Consider the following 21978-nt stretch of genomic DNA (forward strand, 5'->3'; position numbering starts at 1 on the left):
GCGGCCCAGCTATTTCCCGCAATGATGATCGTTGATCTTGTTCAACGCGTTCGCATCCGGCCCGACCCGGTGGTAGGAGCAGGCGCCCGCCGCCGTCGTGAACAGCTGCTGGTCGTAGTAGCGCGGACCGCCGAACAGGAAGCCGATGAAATCGTCATCGGCGGGAACGTAGCGTTCCGGCTCGGCCTGGTGGTGGCGATGCCTGGACCCGGCGAAGGCCGAAATTGACATGCCGCAGGCCATTGCCACGGCAAGAGCGCAGATCGCAAACCGTTTTGTCGTCATCGGCAACACCCTCCTGGCCGTTCGCATTTCTATATAGGCAAAAATCACCAGCAGAACAAAGGTTCCCTGGCACCGGTTTGCCTGGCCCGCGATTTGCCTGGCCGCCGGGGCAAACTGCGCAGCGCATCACCCCCACACGCGCCAGGGTGTGTCGATATTCAGCTCAGGCCGAGTCGAGAACGGTAGCTTCCGAGAACCGGAGCGGAGCGTACTTACAGTACGTGAGCACCGGAAGCGCAGGAAGCTGCCGTTCGCAGGCCGGCCTCACCTGAATATCAGTCGGTCTGGATCCAGACTGACTTGGTCTCCAGATACTCATGCAGATGCTCGATGCCGCCTTCGCGGCCATAGCCGGACATCTTCATGCCGCCGAACGGCACCGCCGGGTCGATGGCGTGGTACATATTGACCCAGACCGAGCCGGCTTTGATGCGGCGCGCCAGCTTGTGCGCGGTGCCGAGATGCGTGGTGAAGATGCCGGCGGCGAGCCCAAAGGGCGTCGCATTGGCGCGCGCCACGGCCTCATCGAGCGTGTCGAAGGGCATGGCGGAAATGACCGGCCCGAAAATTTCTTCGCGCGCGATGGTCATCTTGTCCGATACAGCACCGAAGACGGTCGGCGCAATGAAGTTGCCGCCATCATAGAGCGCGCCCGTCAGCCGCGAGCCGCCGGCGACCAGTTTCGCGCCCTCGTCGCTGCCGGCCTTGATATAGCCCTCCACCTTGCCGGCCTGCCTGGCATTGATCAGCGGCCCGATTTCGGTCTCCGCCTCGATGCCGTGGCCGATGCGCAGCCTGCCGGCGAATTCCGCGACGCGGCGCACGAACTCGTCGTGGATTTCGCGCGCCACGAACAGGCGCGAGCCGGCGATGCAGATCTGGCCCGAATGCACGAACACCGCCATCGCCGCGACCGGAACGGCCTTGTCGATGTCGGCGTCGCGGCAGACGATGATCGGCGACTTGCCGCCGAGTTCCAGCGAAACCCGTTTGAGGTTGGCCACACCCGCCCGCGCGATCGCTTGTCCGGTCAGCGTCGAGCCGGTGAAGACGATCTTGTTGACGTCGGGATGCTCGGCGAGCCGCGCGCCGGCCTCGGCTCCGGTGCCGGTGACGATGTTGACGACGCCGTCAGGCACGCCGGCTTCCTGCATCAGACGCGCGATCAGCAGCGGCGTCAGCGACGCCTCCTCCGAGGGCTTCAGCACGATGGTGCAGCCAGTGGCGAGCGCCGGCGCGATCTTCCAGATCGAGGCGGCGGTCGGCGCGTTCCAGGGAATGATCGCGCCGACGACACCGACAGGCTCGCGCCGCGTGAAGGAGACGATCTCGCCAGGGATCGAATTGTCGATGGATTCGCCATGCAGCGCCGTCGCCATCCCGCCATAGAAGCGCAGCATGCCGATGACGCGGCGCCGGTTGGCCAGCGTGCGGGTGATCGGCAGTCCCATGTCGAGCGTGTCGGAAACGCTGAGCTCTTCCCAATGCGTCTCGAACAGATCGGCGATGCGCAACAGCACGCATTGCCGCTCGTACGGCGAGAGTTTCGACCACGGCCCTTCGAAGGCGGCGCGTGCGGCGGCCACCGCCGCGTCGACATCGGCCGTCCCGCCGCGCGGCACCGTGGCCAGCACCTCGCCTGTCGCCGGGTTCAGCGCCTGCATCTCCTGGCCGGACTGCGCCGCGACCCACTTGCCGCCGATGAACATCGGCCGGAATTCGCCATGGTAAAGCGTCGTGGCCTTCGCCCTCGGGTCGAAGCTCAGCGTCATCTCGTCCTCCAAACGAACTCCGCCGCGACTATTACTCCCGGCGCGGTCGACCTCAACAAGGAAAGATGAGCTTGGGCCCATGCCGGCGGCGAGCACCGCAAACGTCGCCCGAGCGGCTGTCGGAAGCCGGCGCCAGGCACCGGCTCGCATGGTGAAAGAAGGATGGTTCAGTCGAAGAAGCCCGCATCCTCTTCGCTGAGATACTTCCTGGCCGCTTCGGCGTCGATATCGAGCCCCAGGCCAGGCGCTTCCAGCAGGTCCACCATGCTATCCCTGACGATCTGCGCCGGCAGGCCGATCACCAGTTCCTCCCACCACGGGTCCGAGGCGCTGGGATATTCGAACGCCACGTAATTGGCCGGCAAGGTGGCGCAGACATTGATCAGCGCGCCGAGGCCGAGCAGGCCGTTCGCGGTGCCGTGCGGCGCCATCAGGATCGAGTGCATGTAGGCGTGCTCGGCGACCCATTTGAGTTCGGCGATGCCGCCGATATCGGCCGGATCGGGGCCGATGACCCGCACCGCCTGCGTCTCGATCAGTTCCTTGAAATTGTGCCTGAGGTAGATCTGCTCGCCGGTATGGATCGGCGTCGAGGTGGAGGTGGTCAGCTCGCGATAGGCCTGCGGATTGACCCACGGCACATAGTCGCCGGTCAGCATGTCCTCCAGCCACATCAGATTGTACTTCTCGACCGCGCGGGCGAACTTGATCGCATCGGGCAGCATCCAGCCCGGGCCGCAGTCGAGCGCCAGGCTGACCTTGTCGCCCAGCACCTCCTTCATCGCGATCACGCAGTCGAGCATGTGATTGAAACCGCGCTCGCTGATCACGCCCTGATCCATGGCGCCGTGATAACCGGCCTTCTTCTGCGTCACGCCGTAATGGAAGCCTTCGATGCTGTCCTTCATGTTGGAGTGGAACGAGATTCCCTGCTTGACCATGAAGAAATTCTGCGGCTGCTCCATCATCCATTTGACGTCGGCGGCGTAATCCTCCGGCCGGTCGCCGGCGCGTTTCCGGCGGATCGAGCCGTTGTAGACGCGCACCTTGTCGCGCACCTTGCCGCCAAGCAGTTTATAGACCGGCACGCCCGCCGCCTTGCCGGCGATGTCCCATAAGGCGTGCTCGATGGCGGAGACGGCGGCGCCATAAGGCTTGAACGAGCCGCGCTGGCGGATCTTCAGCATCACCCGCTCGACGTCGGTCGGATCCTCGCCGATCAACGCCTCGCGGAAATGCAGCACAAACGGCTTGAGGTAGGTCTTTGTGAACTCGACCTCGCCAAGGCCATGGAGGCCTTCATCGGTGATGATGCGGACAATCGGGTGCTTGCCGATGACGGCGCAGCGCAGGTCGGTGATCTTCATGGCGCAGTCCTATTTCACAGACGAGAAAGCTGTCGGCGTGAGCAGCTGGCTGCTGATATTAGCAACGATCTGCCCGTCGCGCTCCGACTCGTCCCGGGCCTTGTGCCATGCCGGATCGGTGACGAAAGCCGGCCATTTCGCCTCACGCTCGGCCAGCGATTCCCAGGCGATGAAATAGGTGAGGCGATTGCTGTTTTCGCCGATCGCCGTGGTGAAAAACCCGGCTTGGCGGATGCCATGCCTCTCCCAGATGGCCAGCGTTTGCTCGGAAAAGCGCTTGAGCAAAGCCGGCAGCCTGCCCGGCAGGCAGTCATAGATACGCAGTTCGTAGATCATGGCTTCGTCCGTCCTTCTTCGCCTCTCCCTTGGGAGAGGTCGACACCAATGGTCGGTCGTAGGCCCTGTGAGCCTGAGGGGAATGATGGCAGGGGGCCTGGGCTAACTCCAGGTCCGGTCCCAGCTATATTCATTGTCCCAATGCTCGGTGGATTGCCATATCCCCGTGACACCGGGCTGCAGATGCTGGCCGATCACCTCGTCGACCACATCATCTATGCCCAGCCCAGGTCTGTCGGGCACGGTGATGAAGCCGTCCTTGACGAGCGGCTTGGGCAGGCCGGTGACGATATCGTCCCACCAGTCGACATCGGCGGAGTGGTATTCGAGCGCCATGAAGTTTTCGGTCGCGGTGGCGACATGCGCGGCGGCCATCGCGGCGATCGGGCTTTCGGCCATATGGATGGCCATGGCGACACCGTGATCCTGCGCCATGTCGCCGATCTTCTTGGTCTCGAGGATGCCCCCGCTGGTGAGCAGGTCCGGGTGGATGACGGAGAGGCCGCCGCTCTTGAGCAGCGGCTCGAAGCCTTCCTTGAGGTAGATGTCCTCGCCGGTGCAGATCGGCACCGTGGTGGCCTGCTGCAATTGCCGGTACTGTTCGGTATATTGCCAGGGGATCACATCCTCCAGCCAGGCCGGAACGTATTTCTCGATACGGCGCGACAGGCGTATGCCGTCCTGCAGCGAAATGTGGCCGACATGGTCGATGGCGAGCGGGATCTCATACCCGATCACCTCGCGAACCTCGTGGATGTACTCCTCGAGCAGATCGATCCCCTTTTCGGTGAAATGCAGGCCGGTGAACGGGTGCTGCACGTTCTGCGCGTCGTAGGCGAGATTGCGGGCCTTGCGCTCCTCAAGCGTGCCGCCACGGCCGCGTGGATTGGCATGAAACCCGTCGAGCGCTCCGGCTGGCGCGGACACGGCGCCGGGGACATGGGCGATCTGCATCAAGCCCAGATCCATCTTGAGGAAGGTGAAACCGCGATCCATGCGCTGCTTGAGGCGCTTTCCGGTTTCGGTGCCGCTCGGTTTCTCGGCGTCGGTGTCGCAATAGACGCGCACCTGATCGCGGAACTTGCCGCCGAGCATCTGGTAGATGGGGACGCCATAGGCCTTGCCGGCGAGATCCCACAGCGCGATCTCGACCGCCGACACGCCGCCGCCTTGCCGGCCGTGCCCGCCGAACTGCTTGATGCGGCGAAACAGGCGATCGATATCGCAAGGGTTCTCGCCAAGCAGCCGGCTTTTCAGCATCAACGCGAAGGTGGCGCTGGCGCCGTCACGCACCTCGCCGAGCCCGACGATGCCCTGGTTGGTGTAGATCTTGAGCAGCGCCGAGGTGAATGGCGCGCCGACGATTTCGGCCACCCGCATGTCGGTGATGCGAAGGTCGGATGGCTTGGAATTCGTGTTGACCCGATTGAGAGCCTCGCCGGCTCCACCCGTCTTTGGCATGATCTATCCTCGTTCTGGTCGGGGGCTTGCGCCGCGAACGCCGCCCGGCATTGAGCGTTGCTAGCTCAGCTCGATCTCGTGGGCTTGCAGGTAATCGCGGTTCATCTCGACACCGAGACCAGGCTTCGACGTCAGCTTGAGGCTGCCGTTCGAAACGTCGAGCGGTCTGTCGATGAGATGATCGTATTTGCCCAGGTTCCATTCCGACGTTTCGAGCTTGTAGAAGTTCGGAACGGTCATCATCACCTGCGCCCCCGCGACCACGTTGATCGGCCCCGCGGCGTCATGCGGCGAGACCGGGATGTAGTAGGCTTCGCACAGGGCGGAAATCTTCTTGAGTTCGGTAATGCCGCCGGTCCAGGTGACGTCAGGCATGAGGTAGTCAGCGAGCTTGTTCTCGAGCACCGGCACGAAATCCCATTTCGTGTGGCCGCGCTCGCCCCATGAGATTGGAGCACTGACCTTGTCACGCACCTGCTTGAGCGCGTTGAGGCTCTCGGGCGGACAGGGCTCCTCGAACCAGTCGATCTGGCCGGCTTCCTCCAGGCTGCGGCAGAGGCGAATGGCGGTGGGAACGTCGAAGCGGCCATGCGCATCGATGAGGATGTCGACGTCAGGACCCGCCGTTTCGCGAATCAGCGCCGTGAGTTCGGCCGCTTCGCGCTCGTCCTTGCGGGTCATGCTGCCATCGAGGTAGCCGTCCCGCTGCTCGCGCGACAGCCCATCGGGGCCGCGGCCCTGATGCGGAAAAGGGTCGAACTTGAGCCCTGTGTGCCCGGACTCGACGATGTCCCTGATTTCGCGGACCACAGCCTCCTTGCTGGTGAACTTGGCCTGGTTGGGATGGGTGTAGAGCGCGATTTCCTCGCGCACCGGACCACCAAGCAACTCGTAGATCGGCTTGCCGAGGACTTTGCCACGGATGTCCCAGAGGGCTATGTCGATGGCGCTCACGCATTCGACGGCGGCGCCGCGGCTGCCCATATAGGTGAAGCTGCGGAAAATCTTGTGCCACAGCTGCTCGATGCGCGCCGGGTCCTCGCCGGTCACGGAGGCACCGATCTGTCGCAGGATCGTGCAGAGCGCACGGTTGGCAAGCTTCGTCGTGGTGGTGATCTCCCCCCAGCCGCTCACGCCTTCGTCGGTCGTCACTTCAACGAACAGGTACTCCCCCCAATAGGAAGCATCGGATTTGATCAGCCACGGCCGAATGCTCGTGATTTTCATCTCTCAACTATCCTCATCTGGATGACCTAAAGAGCGGTGTTCCGGGCCGATTGATCTACCCTGCCCGCGCGGCGTTGCGCGCGCGCATGTGTTCAAGGACATGCCTCCCGGAGCCCTCGACATGGCGCGCAATGAGTTCGGCTGCCTCGTCGGCATTTCCCGCCTTTACATACGCGATGAGCTCGCGGTGCTCGCGGATGATGGCGGCACGCCGGGCGAGCGTGAAATTGAAACGACGGCTCACGGCGCGCAGCACTTCGCGATGTTTCCACCAAAGCTCGGCGGCATGGCGGTTGTAGTGCCTCTGGTACATCACGGTGTGAAAAGCGGTGTCCAGCTCGCTGTGCCTGAACGTGTCGGCAAAATTGTTCTCTTCGATCAGACCTTGAAGACGTTCGAGTTCGGCGATGTCCTCGTCGGTGGCCATGCTCACGAACCATCGCGTCAGGGCCGGCTCGATCAGCACACCGATCTCGTAGATATCGCGGACAAAATCCTGATCTATGGGCCGCACGCGTGCCCCGCGATTGGGCAGAAAGGTGACAAAGCCTTCCCCGCGCAACAAGGACGTGCTCGATCCAGACGATGGTGATGCCGCGGTCGCGGATGCGGCGCACCAGCGCCACCAGCGCTTTCGATTCATCGTCGGTCAGCCCGCCCGCGATCTCGTCCAGCAGCAGCAGCTTCGGATCCGACGCCAGCGCGCGCGCCAGTTCCAGCCGCTTGCGGTCGAGCAGCGTCAGGGCACCGGCCGAGACATTGGCCTTGTCGGAAAGCTCGCAATCGCGCAGCACCTGGGCGCAGAAGGCATAGCTTTGCTTCTCCGACCGGCCGCCGCCGAACGCGGCGGCGACCAGCAGGTTCTCGAAAGTGGTCATGCCGGAATAGGGACGCGGGATCTGATAGGTCCGTCCGATCCCCATCTGGCAGCGACGGAAGGGCGGCTCGCCGCGCAGCGCCGTGTCGCCGAGCTGGATCTCGCCGCCGGACGCCTTCAAATCGCCGCTGATCATGTTGAACAGCGTCGTCTTGCCCGCCCCGTTCGGGCCGAGGATGCCCAGCACCTCGCCCCGACGCACGTCGAAACTCACCTCATGCAGGACGCGGACGGCGCCGAAGGACTTCGACACGCCGCGCGCCGTCAGCAGGATTTCCCTATCCATCGATCCGTCCGCGTCCCTGCTCATGTCACCAGGCGATCGGCTTGATCGCCTGTTGCGGCGCGAAGAGCTGATTGACCGTGTTGTCGACGATCTTCAGGTCGTAGGGCCATTTCTCGCCCTTCACCCACTGGCCGCCGAAGATCGGCGTCTTGCAGATGTTCTTGTGCGCCGAACCGTCGAACTTGATATGGCCGACCAGCGTCTGCAGATCGGTGGCGACCAGCGCGTCGCGGTTGGCCGTCCGGTCGAGCGGATTGGAGGAGCGCTTCAATATGTCCAGCGCGACCTCGAGCAGGGCATGCGAATAGCCCAGAGGCTGCGTCCACTGCCGCTTCGAATCGGCTTCCCATTGGCTGGCGATGTCGCTGCTGACCTGGCCAGTCAGCGACGACTTGAACGGGAAGGCCGGCGTCCACCAAACCTCCGAGGACATGCCGTTGCCGAGCGGCCCCATCGCCTCGACGCCGCCCGGGAACAAGAGTGCTGCCGCCACCGTGACCGCCTTCGGCTTGAAGCCCTGCTGGTTGCACTGGGTGACGAAGGTCTTGAGATCGTCCGGATAAGTGATGCCGCCGATGATGTCGCAGCCCTGTTTCTTGAATTCGGATATCTGCGCGGAGAAGTCATTGGTGCGCGGCTGGAAGTAGCCGGGCACGACGACCTCGTAGCCGGCCTTGCGGGTTGGTGCCGGCAGGCCGTATTCGTCATTGCCCCAGGTCTCGCCGTCGATGTTCTGGGGAAACAGCATCCCGACCTTCTTGTTGGTCTCCAGATGGTTCCAGAGCCCGACAAAGGTGTTCAGCGCTTCGTCGAGACCCCAGAAGAAATGGTAGGTCCAGTCGAAGGTCTGCTTGCCGCCGCCGCGCGGCATGATCACCGCTTGCCAGGGCGCGCCCGAGGAGATGCAGGGCGTCTCATAGAGTTCGGACTGTTCGGCCGCGGGCAGGATCGTATCGGTGGTCGAGGCCGGAACGAGCAGGTGCACCTCGTCGTTCAGGATGAGGTTGCCGGCGATTTCCGATGCCTTGTTCGGATTGGACTGGCTGTCGCGATCGAGGATCTCGATCTCGTAGGTATTGCCGTTGGCGCATTGCAGCTGGCCGCCGAGCAAAGCGCGGATCTTCTGCAAGGTATAGCCATCCGTTTCGCCGAAGAGGGCGAGCGGACCGGTGGTGGGGCTGAGATAGCCCAGCTTGATCTTGCCCGCCGTCGCGGCGCGCGCATAGCGCGGCATGGCCAGCGTACTGGCGGCCGCAACGCCAGCTCCAAGCCCCTTCAGCACGGTCCGGCGGCTGGGCAAGCCCGATTTCACGAGTTTGTTGTAGTAGGTCATGGTCATTTCCTCCCTTGGTTAAGCCGACCCGTCCCCTCGACGAGACCGGCGTCAGTTCAAAGCTTGTTCAGGTCATCCGCAGCAGCGAGCCGCCATCGATGACGATCAGCGAGCCGGTGACGTAGGACGCGGCGGGCGACGCCAGGTAGAGCGCCAGGCCCTTGATCTCTTCCGGATCGCCGATGCGGCCGACGAGCGACTGAGCCTCGAAGGCCTGGCGGTCGGCCGGATTGCGCAGCCTGCCGCCGGCGATGTTGGTGATGAACGGCCCAGGCAGGATGGCGTTGATGCGGATGTTGTAGGCGCCGAGCTCCATCGCCATGTGGCGAACGAGATGGTTCACCGCGGCCTTGGCCGGCATGTAGGGCGTGCCGACGATGCTCTCGTTGATCAGCGAGGCGATGGACGATGTGACGATGATCTGGCCGCCGCCATTCGGCTTCATGTGCCGCACGGCATGCTTGATCGTGGTGTAGACCGAAGTCAAATTGATCTCGATCACCTTGTCCCAGTGCTCGTCGGGAAGGTTCTCGATGGCACCCTCGGGATTCCTCTCGCCGGTCGGGGTGCTGAAGCCCGGGCCGGCGTCGATCCCGGCATTGGCGAACACGACATCGATCGAACCCGCCTTCTCAGCCACCTTGTCGAAGGCTCGAGCCATCGCCGCGCGGTCGCCGACATCGACGACCTGGCCCCAGACCTCGCCGCCCGAAGCCCTGATCGCGGCGACGGTCTTCTCCAGCCCGACGGGGTTCAGGTCGAAGATGCAGACCTTCGCGCCATGCTCGGCCATGATCTCTGCATAGGCCTGGCCAATGCCGCTGGCGCCGCCGGTGACGATCACCGACTTGCCTCTGACATCGAACATCTTCTCAAGTGCGGCCATCAGTTTCCTCCCATTTGCACGATACCGGCCTGCGTGCGGGCGCCTTCGCGGCACCCGCGGCGCGGCGGTTCACTTCTTCTTTCGCGAAAGCACGAAATCGAATTCCACGTCGTAGAACGGCGCGGCAACCTTGGCCTCAGCCGCGGCTTCGGCATCCTCGACCTTGCGGAATTCGGCGAGCAGGCTCTGCTTCACGCCGAAGACGGCGTCCGTATCGATATACGGGTCGTCCGGATCGAAGATGTGGGTGGTCAGCGCCTCAAAGCCCTCGGCCTCGACGATGTAGTGGAGATGCGCCGGGCGGTAGGGATGGCGTCCCAGCGCGCCGAGCAGCTTGCCGACCGGCCCGTCATCCGGGATCGGGTAGTATTTGGGCTTTGCGCCGCGAAACCAGTAGCGTCCGTCCGCGCCGGTGCGGAAGACGCCACGCAAGTTGAAGTCGGGCTGGATGCCCTTCTGCTGCACGTCGTAGAAGCCTTCGTCATTGGCCTGCCAGACATCGATCTTGGCGCCCGCGATCGGCTTGCCCTCGGTGTCGAGGATGCGGCCATGCACGAACATCGGCTCGCCCTTCTGGTCGAGGCAGATGTTCGAGCCCATCGGCAGTTCCGGCGCGTCGGCGACATGGAATGGCCCCAGCACGGTGGATTCCGAGGCGCCCGACGGCTTGCGGTTGTTGATCGCGTCGACCAGCATCGAGACGCCGAGGACATCCGACAAAAGGATGTACTCCTGCCGCCACTCGTTGCAGATCTGGCCCGTCCGCGTCAGGAACATGATCGCCTCGAACCATTCCTCCTGCGTCGGCTCGATCTCCTTCACCGCCTCGTGCAGCTTACGGGTGATGACCTCCATGACCTGCCCGAGCCGCTGGTCCTTGGCGTTCTTGTTGCGCGCCACGACGACTTCGGCCGAGTTGGCTTCGGTGAAATAGCCGTGTTCGTGTTCATCGGTCATGGGAGCCTCCTCAGCGCGCCAGAACGGATTTGAAGACGCGGCGCAGCTCCGCCGCCGGATCGGCGGCCAGCGTTTCGGCGCGCCAGGCGATGTGGTGGTCGGGACGCACGATCAGGCATCCCGCGTCGCGGATTTCGCGTGCGCGCGCCCAGTCGCCGGTATGGTCCTCGACCGCGCGGCGCGGGCCGATCACATGGGTGCGGATCGGCAGACCGAGTTCCGCGCCCACCGCGTCGGCAGCGGCAACCCAGGCCTCGCCGCCAATGCCGGTCAACAGCGTGAACTCGCCATGTCCGCAAAGGTCGAGCGTCGAGATCTTCCGGCCCGAGCGCTCGAACACCCAGACATGCGGCAGACGCGCGCCCGGCCAGGTCGTGGGCGCATAGTGGAGCTCGCGATCCTTCTCGAAGGCCGGCTCGCGCTGGCCGTCGCTTGCGACGGCGCCCGACGCATAGCGCTGGTTCATCTCGACGCCATGGGCGTCGAACTCGTACTTCTTGAAGGCGATGGCCTTGCGCAGCGCCTCGCGTTGCGTTTCGGCGGCTTGTGTGGCGTCGGCGCGGGCCTCCATGTTCTTCTGGATCTTGTCGTGATCCACGCCGCCATCCATGCCGAGCGCCTCGAAGATCGGACCGAATTCGGCGATCGACTGGTTCGCGCGCGTCACGATCTGGCGCGCGATCGGCGCACGCTCGGCCGAATAGCTTTCCAGCAGCCCGATCCCCGCCTGCCCCTTGACGACCTTGGCAAGTTTCCAGGCGAGGTTGAACCCGTCCTGGATCGAGGTGTTGGAGCCAAGCCCGTTCGAGGGCGGATGCCGATGCGCGGCGTCGCCCATGATGAACACCCGCCCCTTCTGCATGTGCGTGGCAAAGCAGTTGTTCACGGTCCAGGTGTTGGCGCCCAGGAGCTCGATCTCGAGCCCGGGATCTCCGACCAGCTGGCGGGCGACCTCAGTGGCCAGTTCCGGCGTCACATCGGGCGGCGGCTGGTTGATGTCGTAGCCCCAGACGATGAGCCACTCGTTCCACGGCCGCACCATGCGAACGAGACCCATGCCGATCCCGCCGACATCGGCGCCGGGCTGCATGACCCAGTAGAGGACGCTTGGCCGGTGCGCGACGTATTTCGAAAGATCGGCCCGGAACAGGATGTTCATCGACCCGCCGACGCCCATCTTGCCCTCGAACGGCAGGCCCAGATGCTCGGCCACCAGCGAGTTGCCGCCATCGGCACCGACGAGGAATTTCGACCGCACGGTGAAGTCCTTGCCCGACAGCCTGTCGCGGCAGGTCGTGGTGACGCCGTCCGCATCCTGGACGTGGCTGACATATTCGGTGCTCATGCGCGCCTGCGTGCCGCGCGCGCACGCCGTCTTGAACAGGATCGGTTCCATGAAGGTCTGGGGCAGATCGTTCATGAAGGACGGCGACGACTGGAGATGTTCAGCCTTGGAGAGCGGGTCGGTGCCCCAGCTCTTCATCCGGCCAAGCTCTTCGCCCGCCAGACTTTCGCAGAACACGTTCTCGCCCATCAGTTCCTGCGGCGAGGCGTGCATCACAGCCTCGGCCTCGACTTCCGGCCCGAGGTCGCGCAGCACCTCCATGGTGCGCTGGTTGGTGATGTGGGCACGCGGCGTATTCGACAGCCAGCGGTAGCGGTTCACGACCATGTTGGCCACGCCGGAGCTGGCGAGAAGTGCCGCCGTGGCCGAGCCGGCCGGGCCCGTGCCCACGACCAGTACGTCGGTTTCGATATCCGCCATCAATTTCCTCCCTCGATCTTCAGACCGGCCAGCCTGCGGCGGACCGGAAACAGGTGCAGGCCGCTGCGGGCTGATATCAGCCCCCACAGCCCCTTCGGTGCGAACAGCATCACCGCGATGGCGGCGAGGCCGAGTGTCATCAGGTACCAGCTGCCGTAGTCGGCCAGCGCCGAACGCAGCGCAAAGAAGACCAGCACCCCGACTATGGGTCCCTCGATGGTGCCGATGCCGCCGATGACGACGATGAAGATCACGTAGGCCGTCCAGTCGGTGACGGCGAAGGCCGCCTCCGGCGAGATGCGGGCCGTCTGCACGAAGATCAGCGCGCCGGTCAGTCCGGTGGCGGCCGCGGCGATCAGAAACACCGCCCATTTGAACGCCCGACATCGACGCCGACCGATTGGGCCGCCTCGACATTGTCGCGTACGGCTGCCAGCGCCAGCCCGAGGCGACTGCGCAGCAGCCAGTAGATGCAGCCGGTGACGACCACGACCAGCGCCAGCGCCAGCCAATAGGCGAGAATGTCGCGCGCGGCCGCCTCGCGCACGCCGAACAGCGCCTGGATCGCATCCGTGCCCATGATGTTGCTGGTCGCCTCGCGCGGCAGCGAGGTGCCGGTGCCGCCGCCGAGCGCCTTCCATTGCGCGATCAGCAGCCGCGTCACCTCGGCGATCACCCAGGTGCCGATGGCGAAATAGGCGCCCTGCAGGCGGAAGGCGAAGAAGGCCGTGGGAACGGCCAGGGCCAGCGCCGCAAGGCCGCCCAGCAGGATCGCGGCAACCGGGTTCCAGCCCAGCAGGATCACGCCAGCGAACATCGCATAAGCGCCGATGCCGACGAAGGCCTGCTGGCCCACCGAGATGAGACCGCCATAGCCCGCCAGCAGGTTCCAGATCTGCGCCAGCGTCAGCATGGTGAGAATGAAGAACAGGTCCTGTATGACACCGCGCGAGGTCACGGCGGGCAAGGCGAGCCCGGCCAGGACGAGAACGAACACGGCGATTTCCGTGGCAGTTCCGGCGCGGGTGCGGGTTGTCAGCCGATACATGCCGCCCTCAATCCACTGCGCGCGGGAACAGGCCCCGCGGCTTGAGCAGCATCACGACCAGAAAGGCGATGTGGCCCACCAGGATTTGCCATTCCGGATTCACCGCCGCGCCGGCCGTCTGGGCCACGCCGATGATGATCCCGCCCGCGAGCGTTCCCCACAGGCTGCCGAGGCCGCCGATGATCACCGCCTCGAAGGCATAGATCAGCCGCGCCGGCCCGATCGAGGGATCGAAGTTTGCCCGCATTCCGAGATAGAGCGCCGCCAGCGTCACCACGACCATCGCGATCCCGGTGGCGACGGCAAACACCCGCTTCGGCTCGATCCCCATCAGGCCCGCCGTCACGGCGTCGTCCGAGGTGGCGCGGAAGGCACGGCCGAGGGCGGTGTGATAGAAGAGCCCGTTCAAGGCCACGATGGCGAGGATCGCGGACACAAAGGTCATCAGCGGCATGACCCCCAAGGTGACCAGCCCGAGATCGAGCGATGCCCCTCCAATGCGCCTGCCGGAATGCGCCGGCTGTCGGCGGAAAAGGCCTCGAGCAGCCCATTCTGCACGGCAACCGACAGGCCGAACGTGACGAGGAGTGGCGGCAGGATATCCTTGCCAAGCACCCGGTTCAGCACGGCGGCCTGCAGCAGCCAGCCAAGCGTAAACATCACCGGCATGGCGATGAGCGCAGCGACCCAGGGCGACAGGCCAAGCAAGGTGACGCCCATCAGCACCAGATAGGCGGCAAAGACGATCAGGTCGCCATGGGCGAGGTTCACCAGCCGCATGATGCCGAAGACGAGGCTCAGTCCGGCTGCGAACAGCGCATAGAGCCCGCCCAGCAGCATTCCCTGCACGAGGGTGTCCAGCCAGATCATCGCCGCGCCCCCGTCGTCAGGCGGCGGGAAAATTGCCGGGGCATGCGGGGCTGCCTCGTCATGCCGCCACCCCGAAATAGGCGGAATGGATTTCTTCGCGCGTGACCTCGGCCGCCTTGGCGACCAACGTCACCCGGCCCTCCATCATGCAGTAGACGCGATCGGCCACCGCCAGCGCCTTGCCGATATCCTGCTCGACCAGCACGATCGCGGCACCGCCTTCACGGATCTTGGGAAGTGCTGCGTAGATGTCGCGGATGACGACGGGCGCGAGGCCGAGGCTGATCTCGTCGCAGAGCAGCAATTCAGGATTGGACATCAGCGCCCGGCCGATCGCGACCATCTGCTGCTGGCCGCCCGAGAGCGCCGTGCCGGGGTTTTTGCGCCGCTCGCGCAGGATCGGGAAGAGCTCGTAAACCGCCTCCAGGCCCCACGGCCCGGGCGCCTTGCGCGCCTGCCCGCCGATCAGCAGGTTTTCCTCGACGCTCAGCGAGGCAAAGAGCCGGCGCCCTTCCGGCACCATGGCTATGCCGCGCTTCATGATCTCGGCCGAGGACAGCGCGCCTATGGGCTCGCCCCGGTGCAGAACCATGGCGGCCTCGTTGCGGATCACGCCCGTGATCGAACGCATCAGCGTGGATTTACCGGCACCGTTGGCGCCGATGATCGCCACGCATTCGCCCGCCGCGACAGTGATATTCACACCGAACAGCGCCCGGAACTGGCCGTAATTCGCGGTGAGGTCGCGCGTCTCCAGCAGCATCAGACCTCGAGCCCCAGATAGATTTCGCGAACCTCTTTCGAGGCGATGATCTGATCCGGCTCACCGATTGCGATCACGCGCCCGAAATCCAGCACGAGAAGCCGTTCGACCACCGATCTCAGAGCGTGCAGCACATGCTCGATCCAGATGATTGTCGTGCCCCTGGCGTGGATCGCCTTGATCGTCGCGACCAGTGCCTTGCATTCGCCCTCGGTCAGCCCGCCGGCGATCTCGTCCAGAAGCAGCAACTCGGGTCCCGTCGCCAGGGCGCGGGCGAGCTCCAGGCGCTTGCGGTCGAGAAGGCTCAGCGATCCGGCGAGCACATTGGCCTTCCGGAGAAGTTCGGTCTCTTCGAGGATAGCAGCGCAATCGTCGACCATTTCGGCCTCGCGGCCGCCCCGGCCGAAAGCGGCGGCGGTCAAGAGGTTCTCGAACACGCTCAGCCCCTCGAAGGGCTGCGGGATCTGGAAGCTGCGGCCGACACCCATGCGCACCCGATCCATGGCTGGGGCGCGGGTGACGTCGCGGCCGAGGAATTCGATGCGTCCCTCATTGGCGAGCAGATTGCCGGTGATCAGGTTGAAGAGCGTCGACTTCCCCGCCCCGTTCGGACCGATGATGCCCAACGCCTCGCCGCGCGGCACCGTGACGGTCACGCCATCGGTAACCTTCAGGGCCCCGAAGGACTTCGAGACGTTTTCCAGCCTGAGTATCATCACTGTCATCCTCGGGTCGCGCCGAACGAGGGCGGCGGCATCCGCCGCCCCGGCGGCGTCAGGCCAGGGCTTCCATCTTGCCTGCGGTGGGGATCTCAGACGCGGTGGCGTTTTCGACGATCACCAGATCGAAGCCGCCGCCGGCCTTCTTGCGCCACTGGCCGCCGACGAGCGGCGTCTTGCAAACGTTCTTTGCCGCGAAAGGCGGCAGCCCCGCACCGCTCCAGGCCACCTTTCCGACCACGGTCGTCATGTCGGTGGCGGCTATCGCCGCCGCGATCGCCTCGGCATTCGTCGGATCCGAAACGCGGCCCATGACATTGGCCGCCACCTCGAACAGCGAATGGACAAAGCCGATCGGCTGGGTCCACGGACGCCCGGTCTTGGCGGTGAAATCCGCCGCAAGGTCAGCCGAGCTCTGGCCCGTCACCGACGACTTGAACGGATGCGAGGCCGACCACCAGACCTCGGACGAGAGGTTGTGGCCGGCATCGCCGAGCGTCTCGACCGATTGCGGGAAGAGGATGGCCTTGGCCACCGTCACCGCCTTGGGCTTGAAGCCTTGCTGGCGGGCCTGGTTCCAGAAAGTGGTGAAGTCGGGCGGGATGACCACGCCGGTGACGATCTCGGCATTTGCCGCCTTGAAGGCGTTGACCTGCGCGGTGAAATCGTCCGAGAGGTTCTGATAGCGGCCGGGATCGCTGAGGCTGAAACCGACGGCATCGAGGCCGGGCTTCAGCCCGTTCTTCGGATCGCCCCAGGCATTGCCGTCGGCATCGTTGGGGAACAGCCCGCCCACCTTGCCGTTGGTGGAAAGCTGCTTCCACATGCCGGTGTAGACGGCAATGATGTCTTCGAGACCCCAGAAATAATGATAGGCGAACTTGAAGGGCTTCCATGACGACGGGTCGCCCGGATTGCCCTGTTGGCCAATGAACCAGGGTTGCCACGGCGCCATGGTCGAGATGACCGGCACGCCCTCCGCCTCGCAGGTGGTGGCGACCGGGTTGGTGTTCTCGGGCGTCGAGCCGACCAGCATCAGGTTGATCTCGTCGTCGACGATCAGGTTCTTGGCCACTTCGGCCGCGCGATTGGGGTTCGACTGGCTGTCCTTGACAATGACGTCGAAATTCTTGCCCGCCTCGGACGCAAGGAAAGCCTTGATGTTGTAGGCATCGCTTTCGGCGAAGCCGGCGAGCGGCCCCGTCTGCGGCGAAACATAGCCCAGGCGAATCTTGGCGCCCTGCGCCAGCGCCGGCGTCGCCAGCCGGGAACCGGCAAGCGCCAGGCCTGTCGCCGCCGACGCTTTCAGTAAGCTCCGTCTCGTAATCATCTGCTCTTCCTCCCTCTTGCCTCTTTTCAGCTCCCTGGACGGCGTCCCTCAAACGCCGCCTGGAGGAGTTCCCTTATCGATCCCGGATCGATCGGCCTCGGATTCGCATAGGCGTTCTTCACCGCGATCGCCGCCGCGTGGTCGAGATCGGTCTCCTTGATGCCGATCTCCTTCAGGCTCAGCGGAGAACCGACGGAACGCGCGAAATCCCAGAGCCCGCCGCCCGCCGAGCCGCCGCCGAAGGCATCGGCGATCGGCCGCAGCAGATCGGGCACCGCCACTTCGTTGAAGGCTGTCGTGTAGGGCAGCAGGATGGCGTGGGTTTCGGCATGCGGCGTGTCGAACGAGCCGCCGAAGACATGCGCCAGCTTGTGATGCAGCGCCATCGAGACATAGCCGAGCGCGGTCGAACAGCACCAGGCCGCGTAGAGCGCCTGCGTCCGCGCGGCGCGGTCCTGCGGATCGTCGATCAGCCGCGGAATGCCGTCCCGGAACGCAGCCATGGCATCCCTGCACATCAGCACGATCACCGGGTTGCGGTCGGGGGCGTAGAAGGCCTCCATGGCGTGGGCGATCGCATTCATCGCCGAGGTGACGGTGAGACCAACCGGGAGGCTCATTGTCAGATCGACGTCGTAGATCACAGTTTCGGGGCGGATGTCCGGCGAGCGGCGGGTGGTCTTCTCGCCGGCCGCCGTCTCGCCGAGGATGTCGGTCATTTCCGAGCCGGCATAGGTGGTCGGGATCACCACCTGATCGGCGCCGGTGCGCACGGCGATGGCCTTGCCGAGCCCGGTGGTCGAGCCGCCGCCGAGGCTGACGACCGCCGTGGCGCCGCTGGCGCGGAAGGCGTCGACGGCCTTTTCCGTAACCTCGACGGGTGTATGCATGACCGCGCCGGCAAACACCCCGGCGGCGAGGCCGCCAAGGCTTTGAGCCAGCTTGTCCGCATCGGCCTTCTGATGGGGCGTCGACAGCACCAGCGCCTTGTCATGGCCGAGCCGCCGCACCTCCTCCTCCGCGCGGCCCATCGTGCCGGCACCGAAGATCACCCGCGTCGTCAGCCCGGGAAAGGTGAAACTGTCCATCATCGCGCCGCTCCCATGCGTGCACCCCGGCCGGCTTCCAGGTCGGCGATGATGGTGCCCAGCATTGCAATCTCGGCATCCGAAACCTCATGGCTCCGGCCGGGAAACAGATCGGCCCGCAGGCTCGCGCCGCCGCGGCCCAGCGACTGCGCCGTATCGGCAAAGGCCGAAACCGGAATCCAGGGATCGGAGTCGCTGCCGGAAAGATAGACCGGCACGCCGGCCGGCACGGCTTCGGATCGCCCGTCCGTTGGCACACCGACGCGGCAGCCCGTGAAGGCGGCAAGCGCATCCGGCGGCGGCAGCCCGGCGCAGAGATATTCGATCGACAGACATGCCCCTTGCGAGAAGCCCGCCAGGAGCAGCGGCAGTCCGGGCAATTCCGACCGTGCCGCCACGACAGCGGCCGCCAAATGATCGAGCGCGTCGGAAAGGTGGGCGCGGGCGACCGGCGTCAACGGGTCGACGGCGCGCGCCTCCCACCACGCGCCGAGCGGCGCGCGCGGCAGGATGAATGCCACGGCCGGCGCGGAAAGCCGAGACAGCACATGGGACTGCATCTCCTCCGGCGATTGGCCGCGGCCGTGGACGAAGACGCAGATCGCCTTCGCTTCCGCGCCCTTTGGCCCGAGCCGGAGTGGACCGCTCCCTGAGCTCACGCGAAATCCGCCTGTTCCAGACCGGCCTGCAATTCGCCCTCGCGGTCCTTGAACCACGGCGGGAAGACCAGCGTCTTGCCGATCTGGCCCGCGGGTTCGTCCTTGGCCCAGCCTTCCGGCGTGGTCCAGGCAAGTTCGAACAGCGCGCCGCCGGGCGAGCGGACATAGCAGGACTTGAAATAGTTGCGGTCCTTCTGCTCCGAGATATCGGTGAAGCCGAGGCCTTCGATATGAGCGCGCAGCTTCAACTGGTTCTCTTCGTCGCCCGTGTTGAGGGCGAGGTGGTGGATCGTCCCGCCCGCGAGCGTCCAGGTGCCCTGTGCGCTGTCGCGATCGACGATCACCTCGACCCGCTGATTGACGCCGCTCGCGTCCGGCACGCGGAACACCAGCCCTTCGTGATTGTCCGCCTCCTTCTCCAGCGGCAATGCGATGGTCAGGAAGTCGTCCATCGCGGTGCGATCCATCACCGCCACGACCGCGCCGTAGATGCCCTTGATGCCGTGGGCCTTGCCGATGCCCTGTGCCTCGTTGGTGATGGGCGCGCGCGGATCGCTGTCGCTTTCCACCAGCTCATGCGAGATGCCGCAGGGATGCGCCAAAGCCACGCGGTCGGCGCCAAAGCGTGTGATCTTGGTGGCCTTGATGCCGCGCGCGTTCAGCCGGTCCACCCAGAAATCCGCGGCCCCCTTGGGAATGGATTGCATGATGGTGCGCGACTGGTTGGTGCCGCGGCGGCCATAGACGCCCGGCTTGCGGAACGGGAAAGTGGTGATGATCGTCGAGGCATCGCCGTCGGGCGAGCCGTAGTAGAGGTGATAGACCGGGATGACGCCGTCGAACAGGACGGTGCGCTTCACCGAATGCAGGCCGAGTGCCTTGGTATAGAAATCAAAATCTTCCTGAGCGCCGTCGGTCGACAGTGTCAGATGGTGGTAGCCGCTGATACGGGCCATCGGTCATCTCCTCCCAGAGGTTTCGGTTTCGCCCGGCCGCTGCGGGCAGAGCACGAGATTGAGGTCGAGTGCGTGCTTGCGCTTTCCTCCATGGGGCGGCAGCGCGCGGAACTCGGCCATGAGTTCGGGTTTGACCCCGAAAATGGCATCCCGGCCGATCGCAGGGTCCGACCGGTCGAAGATGTGGGTCGTCAGCGTTTCGAAGCCCTGCGCCGAAACGCGAAAATGGATGTGGGCCGGTCGCTCGAGGCCAAGACCGAGCGCGGACATCAATTGACCGACCGGACCATTCGCCGGCAGCGTGTAGCCCTTCGGCTTCACCGTCATGAAGCGGAACCGCCCCTGCGGATCGGCACGGAAGCGTCCGCGCAGATTGAATTCCGGTTGCCTGTCCGGTTCCTGGTTCTCGTACAGGCCCTCGGCATTGGCCTGCCAGATCTCGACCATGGCATCGCCGATCCCCGCGCCGCCGAGCGTCACGATCCGCCCCGTAACCTCCAGCGGCTCGCCCTTGTGATCGCGCGAAATGTTCCCGCCGAGCGGCATTTCCGGCACATCGGCCCGGTAGAAAGGTCCCGCCAGGGTGTTGGGGGTCGCCCCGGCGGGGCGCGGGCTGTTTTGATCCTCGATCAGCGAGGACACGCCCAGCACATCGGCGAACAGCACCCACTCCTGGCGCCGCGCATCGGCGTAATGGCCTACCTCGGTCAGAAAATCGATCGCCAGCCGGAATTCCTCGCCGGAGGGTCGCAACTCCACGATCAGTGCGTGCAACCCATCGACCGCGGCCTGTGCCGCCGCCGCCAGGCGGGACTGGCCCATTGCCGCCAGACGCCGCGCGAATTCTTCGGCCTGCGTCGAGATCGCCTTGGGGAGTTCATCCCTCTGGGGGTCGTGCTGGCCGTCCATTTCGCCGGGGCCTCCCTTCCCCTTGCCAAACGGGATAACACGACCCGAGACGATGCTTGATGAGATGTGGTGGCCCTTGTATAGCGTTTTGCTATGAAGCTGAACGAGCGCCACTTGATGCAGCTCGCCGCGGTGCTGGATGCAGGCGGCGTGTCGGAAGGAGCCGCCATGCTGGGCCTGACCCAGCCTGCGGTCAGCCGATCGCTGGCCATGCTGGAGGCGCGGGTCGGCGAGCCGCTCTTCCTGAAGGGCCGCCGGCCGCTGCAGCCGACACCGCTCGGTTTCCAGTTGGCGGCGCAAGGGCGCACGATCATCACGGCCTCGCGCAAGGCGTCGGATGCGGTGCAGGGCTTCATGAAAGGCACCAAGGGTGTCGTCCGTGTTGGCGGCGTGCCTTTCTTCATGGATGCGATGATCAGCCGGATGATCGGCGAATTCCAGAAGCTCGAGCCCGAGGTCACCGTCCAGCAAAGCTATATGAACCTGCCCGAGATGGTCGCGGCGCTGGAGAGCAACCAGATCGACCTCGGGATCGTGCCGATCGGCGTGCTCGACCTCGGACCCGGCTTCGAATTCACCGAGATCCTGCCCGGACGCAATGTCGTCGCTTGCCGGCCGGACCATCCGCTGCTGCGCAATCGCCGCCTCAGGGCGCATGACCTGACCAGCTTTCCCTGGGTGGCGCCCCTGCCCGGCTCTCCGCTGATGTCGGACCTGCAGATGATCCTGATGAGCATCGGCATGTCGGACCTGAACGTGCGCTATTCGGGAGGCTCGCTGATGAGCGTGATCAACTTCCTCGCAGAAACAGATGCATTGGCCGTGCTGCCATTTTCCGTGGTGTTCGCGCAGCGCAAGGAGAACCGGGTGACAGTGCTGCCCTATGAAATCCCGCAGCCCAGCCGCTCACTGGGCATCCTGCGCCGGGTTGGCGGGCCGCGCTCTCCGGCGGCGGAGCGCTTCGCGGGCCACGTCACGACCGCTTTCGAGAATTTGAAACACATCATAAAACGGCACGAGAATGCCGTCATCTGGGGCCGCTAGCCGGCTCGAGCCGGCGGTCTGGAGTGTTTCCGAATACGCA

18 protein-coding genes and 4 pseudogenes are annotated in these 21978 nt (G+C 64.9%); 1 reads left to right on the forward strand and 21 read right to left on the reverse strand.

Features of this window, described 5'->3' with window-relative positions; genetic code table 11:
• Positions 1–9 precede the first annotated feature (9 nt).
• The 21 genes and pseudogenes from ACVILI_RS26685 to ACVILI_RS26785 all read right to left on the reverse strand — a co-directional run bounded on the left by ACVILI_RS26685 (position 10) and on the right by ACVILI_RS26785 (position 20894).
• A complete protein-coding gene (locus ACVILI_RS26685; protein WP_038648571.1) occupies positions 10–285 on the reverse strand; it encodes a hypothetical protein in 276 nt (91 codons plus the stop codon).
• Positions 286–560: 275 nt separating this feature from the next.
• Positions 561–2057, reverse strand: a complete 1497-nt coding sequence (locus ACVILI_RS26690) for an aldehyde dehydrogenase family protein (protein ID WP_038653098.1) — start codon at positions 2055–2057, stop codon at positions 561–563.
• Between the two features lie 167 nt (positions 2058–2224).
• Positions 2225–3424, reverse strand: a complete 1200-nt coding sequence (locus ACVILI_RS26695; RefSeq protein WP_038648575.1) for a mandelate racemase/muconate lactonizing enzyme family protein — start codon at positions 3422–3424, stop codon at positions 2225–2227.
• Between the two features lie 9 nt (positions 3425–3433).
• Positions 3434–3760 carry an NIPSNAP family protein gene (locus tag ACVILI_RS26700; RefSeq protein WP_038648576.1) on the reverse strand — a complete coding sequence of 109 codons (327 nt, stop codon included), beginning with the start codon at positions 3758–3760 and terminating at the stop codon, positions 3434–3436.
• A gap of 102 nt (positions 3761–3862) precedes the next feature.
• Positions 3863–5221, reverse strand: coding sequence for a mandelate racemase/muconate lactonizing enzyme family protein (locus tag ACVILI_RS26705; protein ID WP_019859734.1), 1359 nt, complete (start codon positions 5219–5221; stop codon positions 3863–3865).
• Between the two features lie 60 nt (positions 5222–5281).
• Positions 5282–6448, reverse strand: coding sequence for a mandelate racemase/muconate lactonizing enzyme family protein (locus ACVILI_RS26710; protein ID WP_038648578.1), 1167 nt, complete (start codon positions 6446–6448; stop codon positions 5282–5284).
• A gap of 55 nt (positions 6449–6503) precedes the next feature.
• Positions 6504–7016, reverse strand: a pseudogene (locus tag ACVILI_RS26715) (GntR family transcriptional regulator); the annotation flags it as partial.
• Between the two features lie 157 nt (positions 7017–7173).
• Positions 7174–7635 (reverse strand): annotated as a pseudogene (locus ACVILI_RS26720) (ATP-binding cassette domain-containing protein); the annotation flags it as partial.
• 1 nt (position 7636) lies between these two features.
• Positions 7637–8944, reverse strand: coding sequence for an ABC transporter substrate-binding protein (locus ACVILI_RS26725; protein WP_019859755.1), 1308 nt, complete (start codon positions 8942–8944; stop codon positions 7637–7639).
• Positions 8945–9011: 67 nt separating this feature from the next.
• Positions 9012–9830: an SDR family NAD(P)-dependent oxidoreductase gene (locus ACVILI_RS26730; protein WP_240564846.1), complete on the reverse strand. Its 819-nt coding sequence runs from the start codon at positions 9828–9830 to the stop codon at positions 9012–9014.
• 69 nt (positions 9831–9899) lie between these two features.
• Complete coding sequence (locus ACVILI_RS26735) at positions 9900–10787, reverse strand: intradiol ring-cleavage dioxygenase (protein ID WP_240564845.1); 888 nt, start codon at positions 10785–10787, stop codon at positions 9900–9902.
• A gap of 10 nt (positions 10788–10797) precedes the next feature.
• A complete protein-coding gene (locus ACVILI_RS26740; RefSeq protein WP_240564844.1) occupies positions 10798–12552 on the reverse strand; it encodes an FAD-dependent oxidoreductase in 1755 nt (584 codons plus the stop codon).
• Positions 12552–13600: pseudogene (locus ACVILI_RS26745) on the reverse strand (branched-chain amino acid ABC transporter permease). The gene ACVILI_RS26740 and the pseudogene ACVILI_RS26745 overlap by 1 nt, the downstream one beginning before the upstream one ends.
• 7 nt (positions 13601–13607) lie before the next feature.
• Positions 13608–14470: pseudogene (locus ACVILI_RS26750) on the reverse strand (branched-chain amino acid ABC transporter permease).
• A 58-nt stretch (positions 14471–14528) separates the two neighbouring features.
• The gene (locus ACVILI_RS26755) at positions 14529–15236 is read right to left on the reverse strand and encodes an ABC transporter ATP-binding protein (RefSeq protein WP_064986003.1); all 708 of its coding nucleotides are present in this window, start codon (positions 15234–15236) and stop codon (positions 14529–14531) included.
• The gene (locus ACVILI_RS26760; protein ID WP_020628956.1) at positions 15233–15949 is read right to left on the reverse strand and encodes an ABC transporter ATP-binding protein; all 717 of its coding nucleotides are present in this window, start codon (positions 15947–15949) and stop codon (positions 15233–15235) included. The genes ACVILI_RS26755 and ACVILI_RS26760 overlap by 4 nt, the downstream gene beginning before the upstream one ends.
• Positions 15950–16007: 58 nt before the next feature.
• Complete coding sequence (locus ACVILI_RS26765) at positions 16008–17282, reverse strand: ABC transporter substrate-binding protein (protein WP_069092773.1); 1275 nt, start codon at positions 17280–17282, stop codon at positions 16008–16010.
• A gap of 26 nt (positions 17283–17308) precedes the next feature.
• A complete protein-coding gene (locus ACVILI_RS26770; protein WP_420871199.1) occupies positions 17309–18373 on the reverse strand; it encodes a maleylacetate reductase in 1065 nt (354 codons plus the stop codon).
• Positions 18370–19029, reverse strand: a complete 660-nt coding sequence (locus ACVILI_RS26775; RefSeq protein WP_240564843.1) for an alpha/beta hydrolase — start codon at positions 19027–19029, stop codon at positions 18370–18372. Before ACVILI_RS26775 ends, ACVILI_RS26770 begins: the two co-directional genes overlap by 4 nt.
• A complete protein-coding gene (locus tag ACVILI_RS26780; RefSeq protein WP_240564842.1) occupies positions 19026–19985 on the reverse strand; it encodes a VOC family protein in 960 nt (319 codons plus the stop codon). Before ACVILI_RS26780 ends, ACVILI_RS26775 begins: the two co-directional genes overlap by 4 nt.
• A gap of 3 nt (positions 19986–19988) precedes the next feature.
• A complete protein-coding gene (locus ACVILI_RS26785; protein WP_240564841.1) occupies positions 19989–20894 on the reverse strand; it encodes a dioxygenase family protein in 906 nt (301 codons plus the stop codon).
• 93 nt (positions 20895–20987) lie between these two features.
• Between ACVILI_RS26785 and ACVILI_RS26790 the strand changes: the two genes are divergently transcribed.
• Positions 20988–21938: a LysR family transcriptional regulator gene (locus tag ACVILI_RS26790; protein ID WP_019859771.1), complete on the forward strand. Its 951-nt coding sequence runs from the start codon at positions 20988–20990 to the stop codon at positions 21936–21938.
• The last annotated feature ends 40 nt before the right edge of the window (positions 21939–21978 follow it).

It is taken from the genome of Mesorhizobium sp. USDA 4775 (genome assembly GCF_054062655.1).

Bases quoted from the DNA above. Each gene is read 5' to 3' on its own strand.
- ACVILI_RS26685 (WP_038648571.1), bottom strand. From the start codon at position 285: ATGACGACAAAACGGTTTGCGATCTGCGCTCTTGCCGTGGCAATGGCC.
- ACVILI_RS26690 (WP_038653098.1), bottom strand. From the start codon at position 2,057: ATGACGCTGAGCTTCGACCCGAGGGCGAAGGCCACGACGCTTTACCAT.
- ACVILI_RS26695 (WP_038648575.1), bottom strand. From the start codon at position 3,424: ATGAAGATCACCGACCTGCGCTGCGCCGTCATCGGCAAGCACCCGATT.
- ACVILI_RS26700 (WP_038648576.1), bottom strand. From the start codon at position 3,760: ATGATCTACGAACTGCGTATCTATGACTGCCTGCCGGGCAGGCTGCCG.
- ACVILI_RS26705 (WP_019859734.1), bottom strand. From the start codon at position 5,221: ATGCCAAAGACGGGTGGAGCCGGCGAGGCTCTCAATCGGGTCAACACG.
- ACVILI_RS26710 (WP_038648578.1), bottom strand. From the start codon at position 6,448: ATGAAAATCACGAGCATTCGGCCGTGGCTGATCAAATCCGATGCTTCC.
- ACVILI_RS26725 (WP_019859755.1), bottom strand. From the start codon at position 8,944: ATGACCTACTACAACAAACTCGTGAAATCGGGCTTGCCCAGCCGCCGG.
- ACVILI_RS26730 (WP_240564846.1), bottom strand. From the start codon at position 9,830: ATGGCCGCACTTGAGAAGATGTTCGATGTCAGAGGCAAGTCGGTGATC.
- ACVILI_RS26735 (WP_240564845.1), bottom strand. From the start codon at position 10,787: ATGACCGATGAACACGAACACGGCTATTTCACCGAAGCCAACTCGGCC.
- ACVILI_RS26740 (WP_240564844.1), bottom strand. From the start codon at position 12,552: ATGGCGGATATCGAAACCGACGTACTGGTCGTGGGCACGGGCCCGGCC.
- ACVILI_RS26760 (WP_020628956.1), bottom strand. From the start codon at position 15,949: ATGATACTCAGGCTGGAAAACGTCTCGAAGTCCTTCGGGGCCCTGAAG.
- ACVILI_RS26765 (WP_069092773.1), bottom strand. From the start codon at position 17,282: ATGATTACGAGACGGAGCTTACTGAAAGCGTCGGCGGCGACAGGCCTG.
- ACVILI_RS26770 (WP_420871199.1), bottom strand. From the start codon at position 18,373: ATGATGGACAGTTTCACCTTTCCCGGGCTGACGACGCGGGTGATCTTC.
- ACVILI_RS26780 (WP_240564842.1), bottom strand. From the start codon at position 19,985: ATGGCCCGTATCAGCGGCTACCACCATCTGACACTGTCGACCGACGGC.
- ACVILI_RS26785 (WP_240564841.1), bottom strand. From the start codon at position 20,894: ATGGACGGCCAGCACGACCCCCAGAGGGATGAACTCCCCAAGGCGATC.
- ACVILI_RS26790 (WP_019859771.1), top strand. From the start codon at position 20,988: ATGAAGCTGAACGAGCGCCACTTGATGCAGCTCGCCGCGGTGCTGGAT.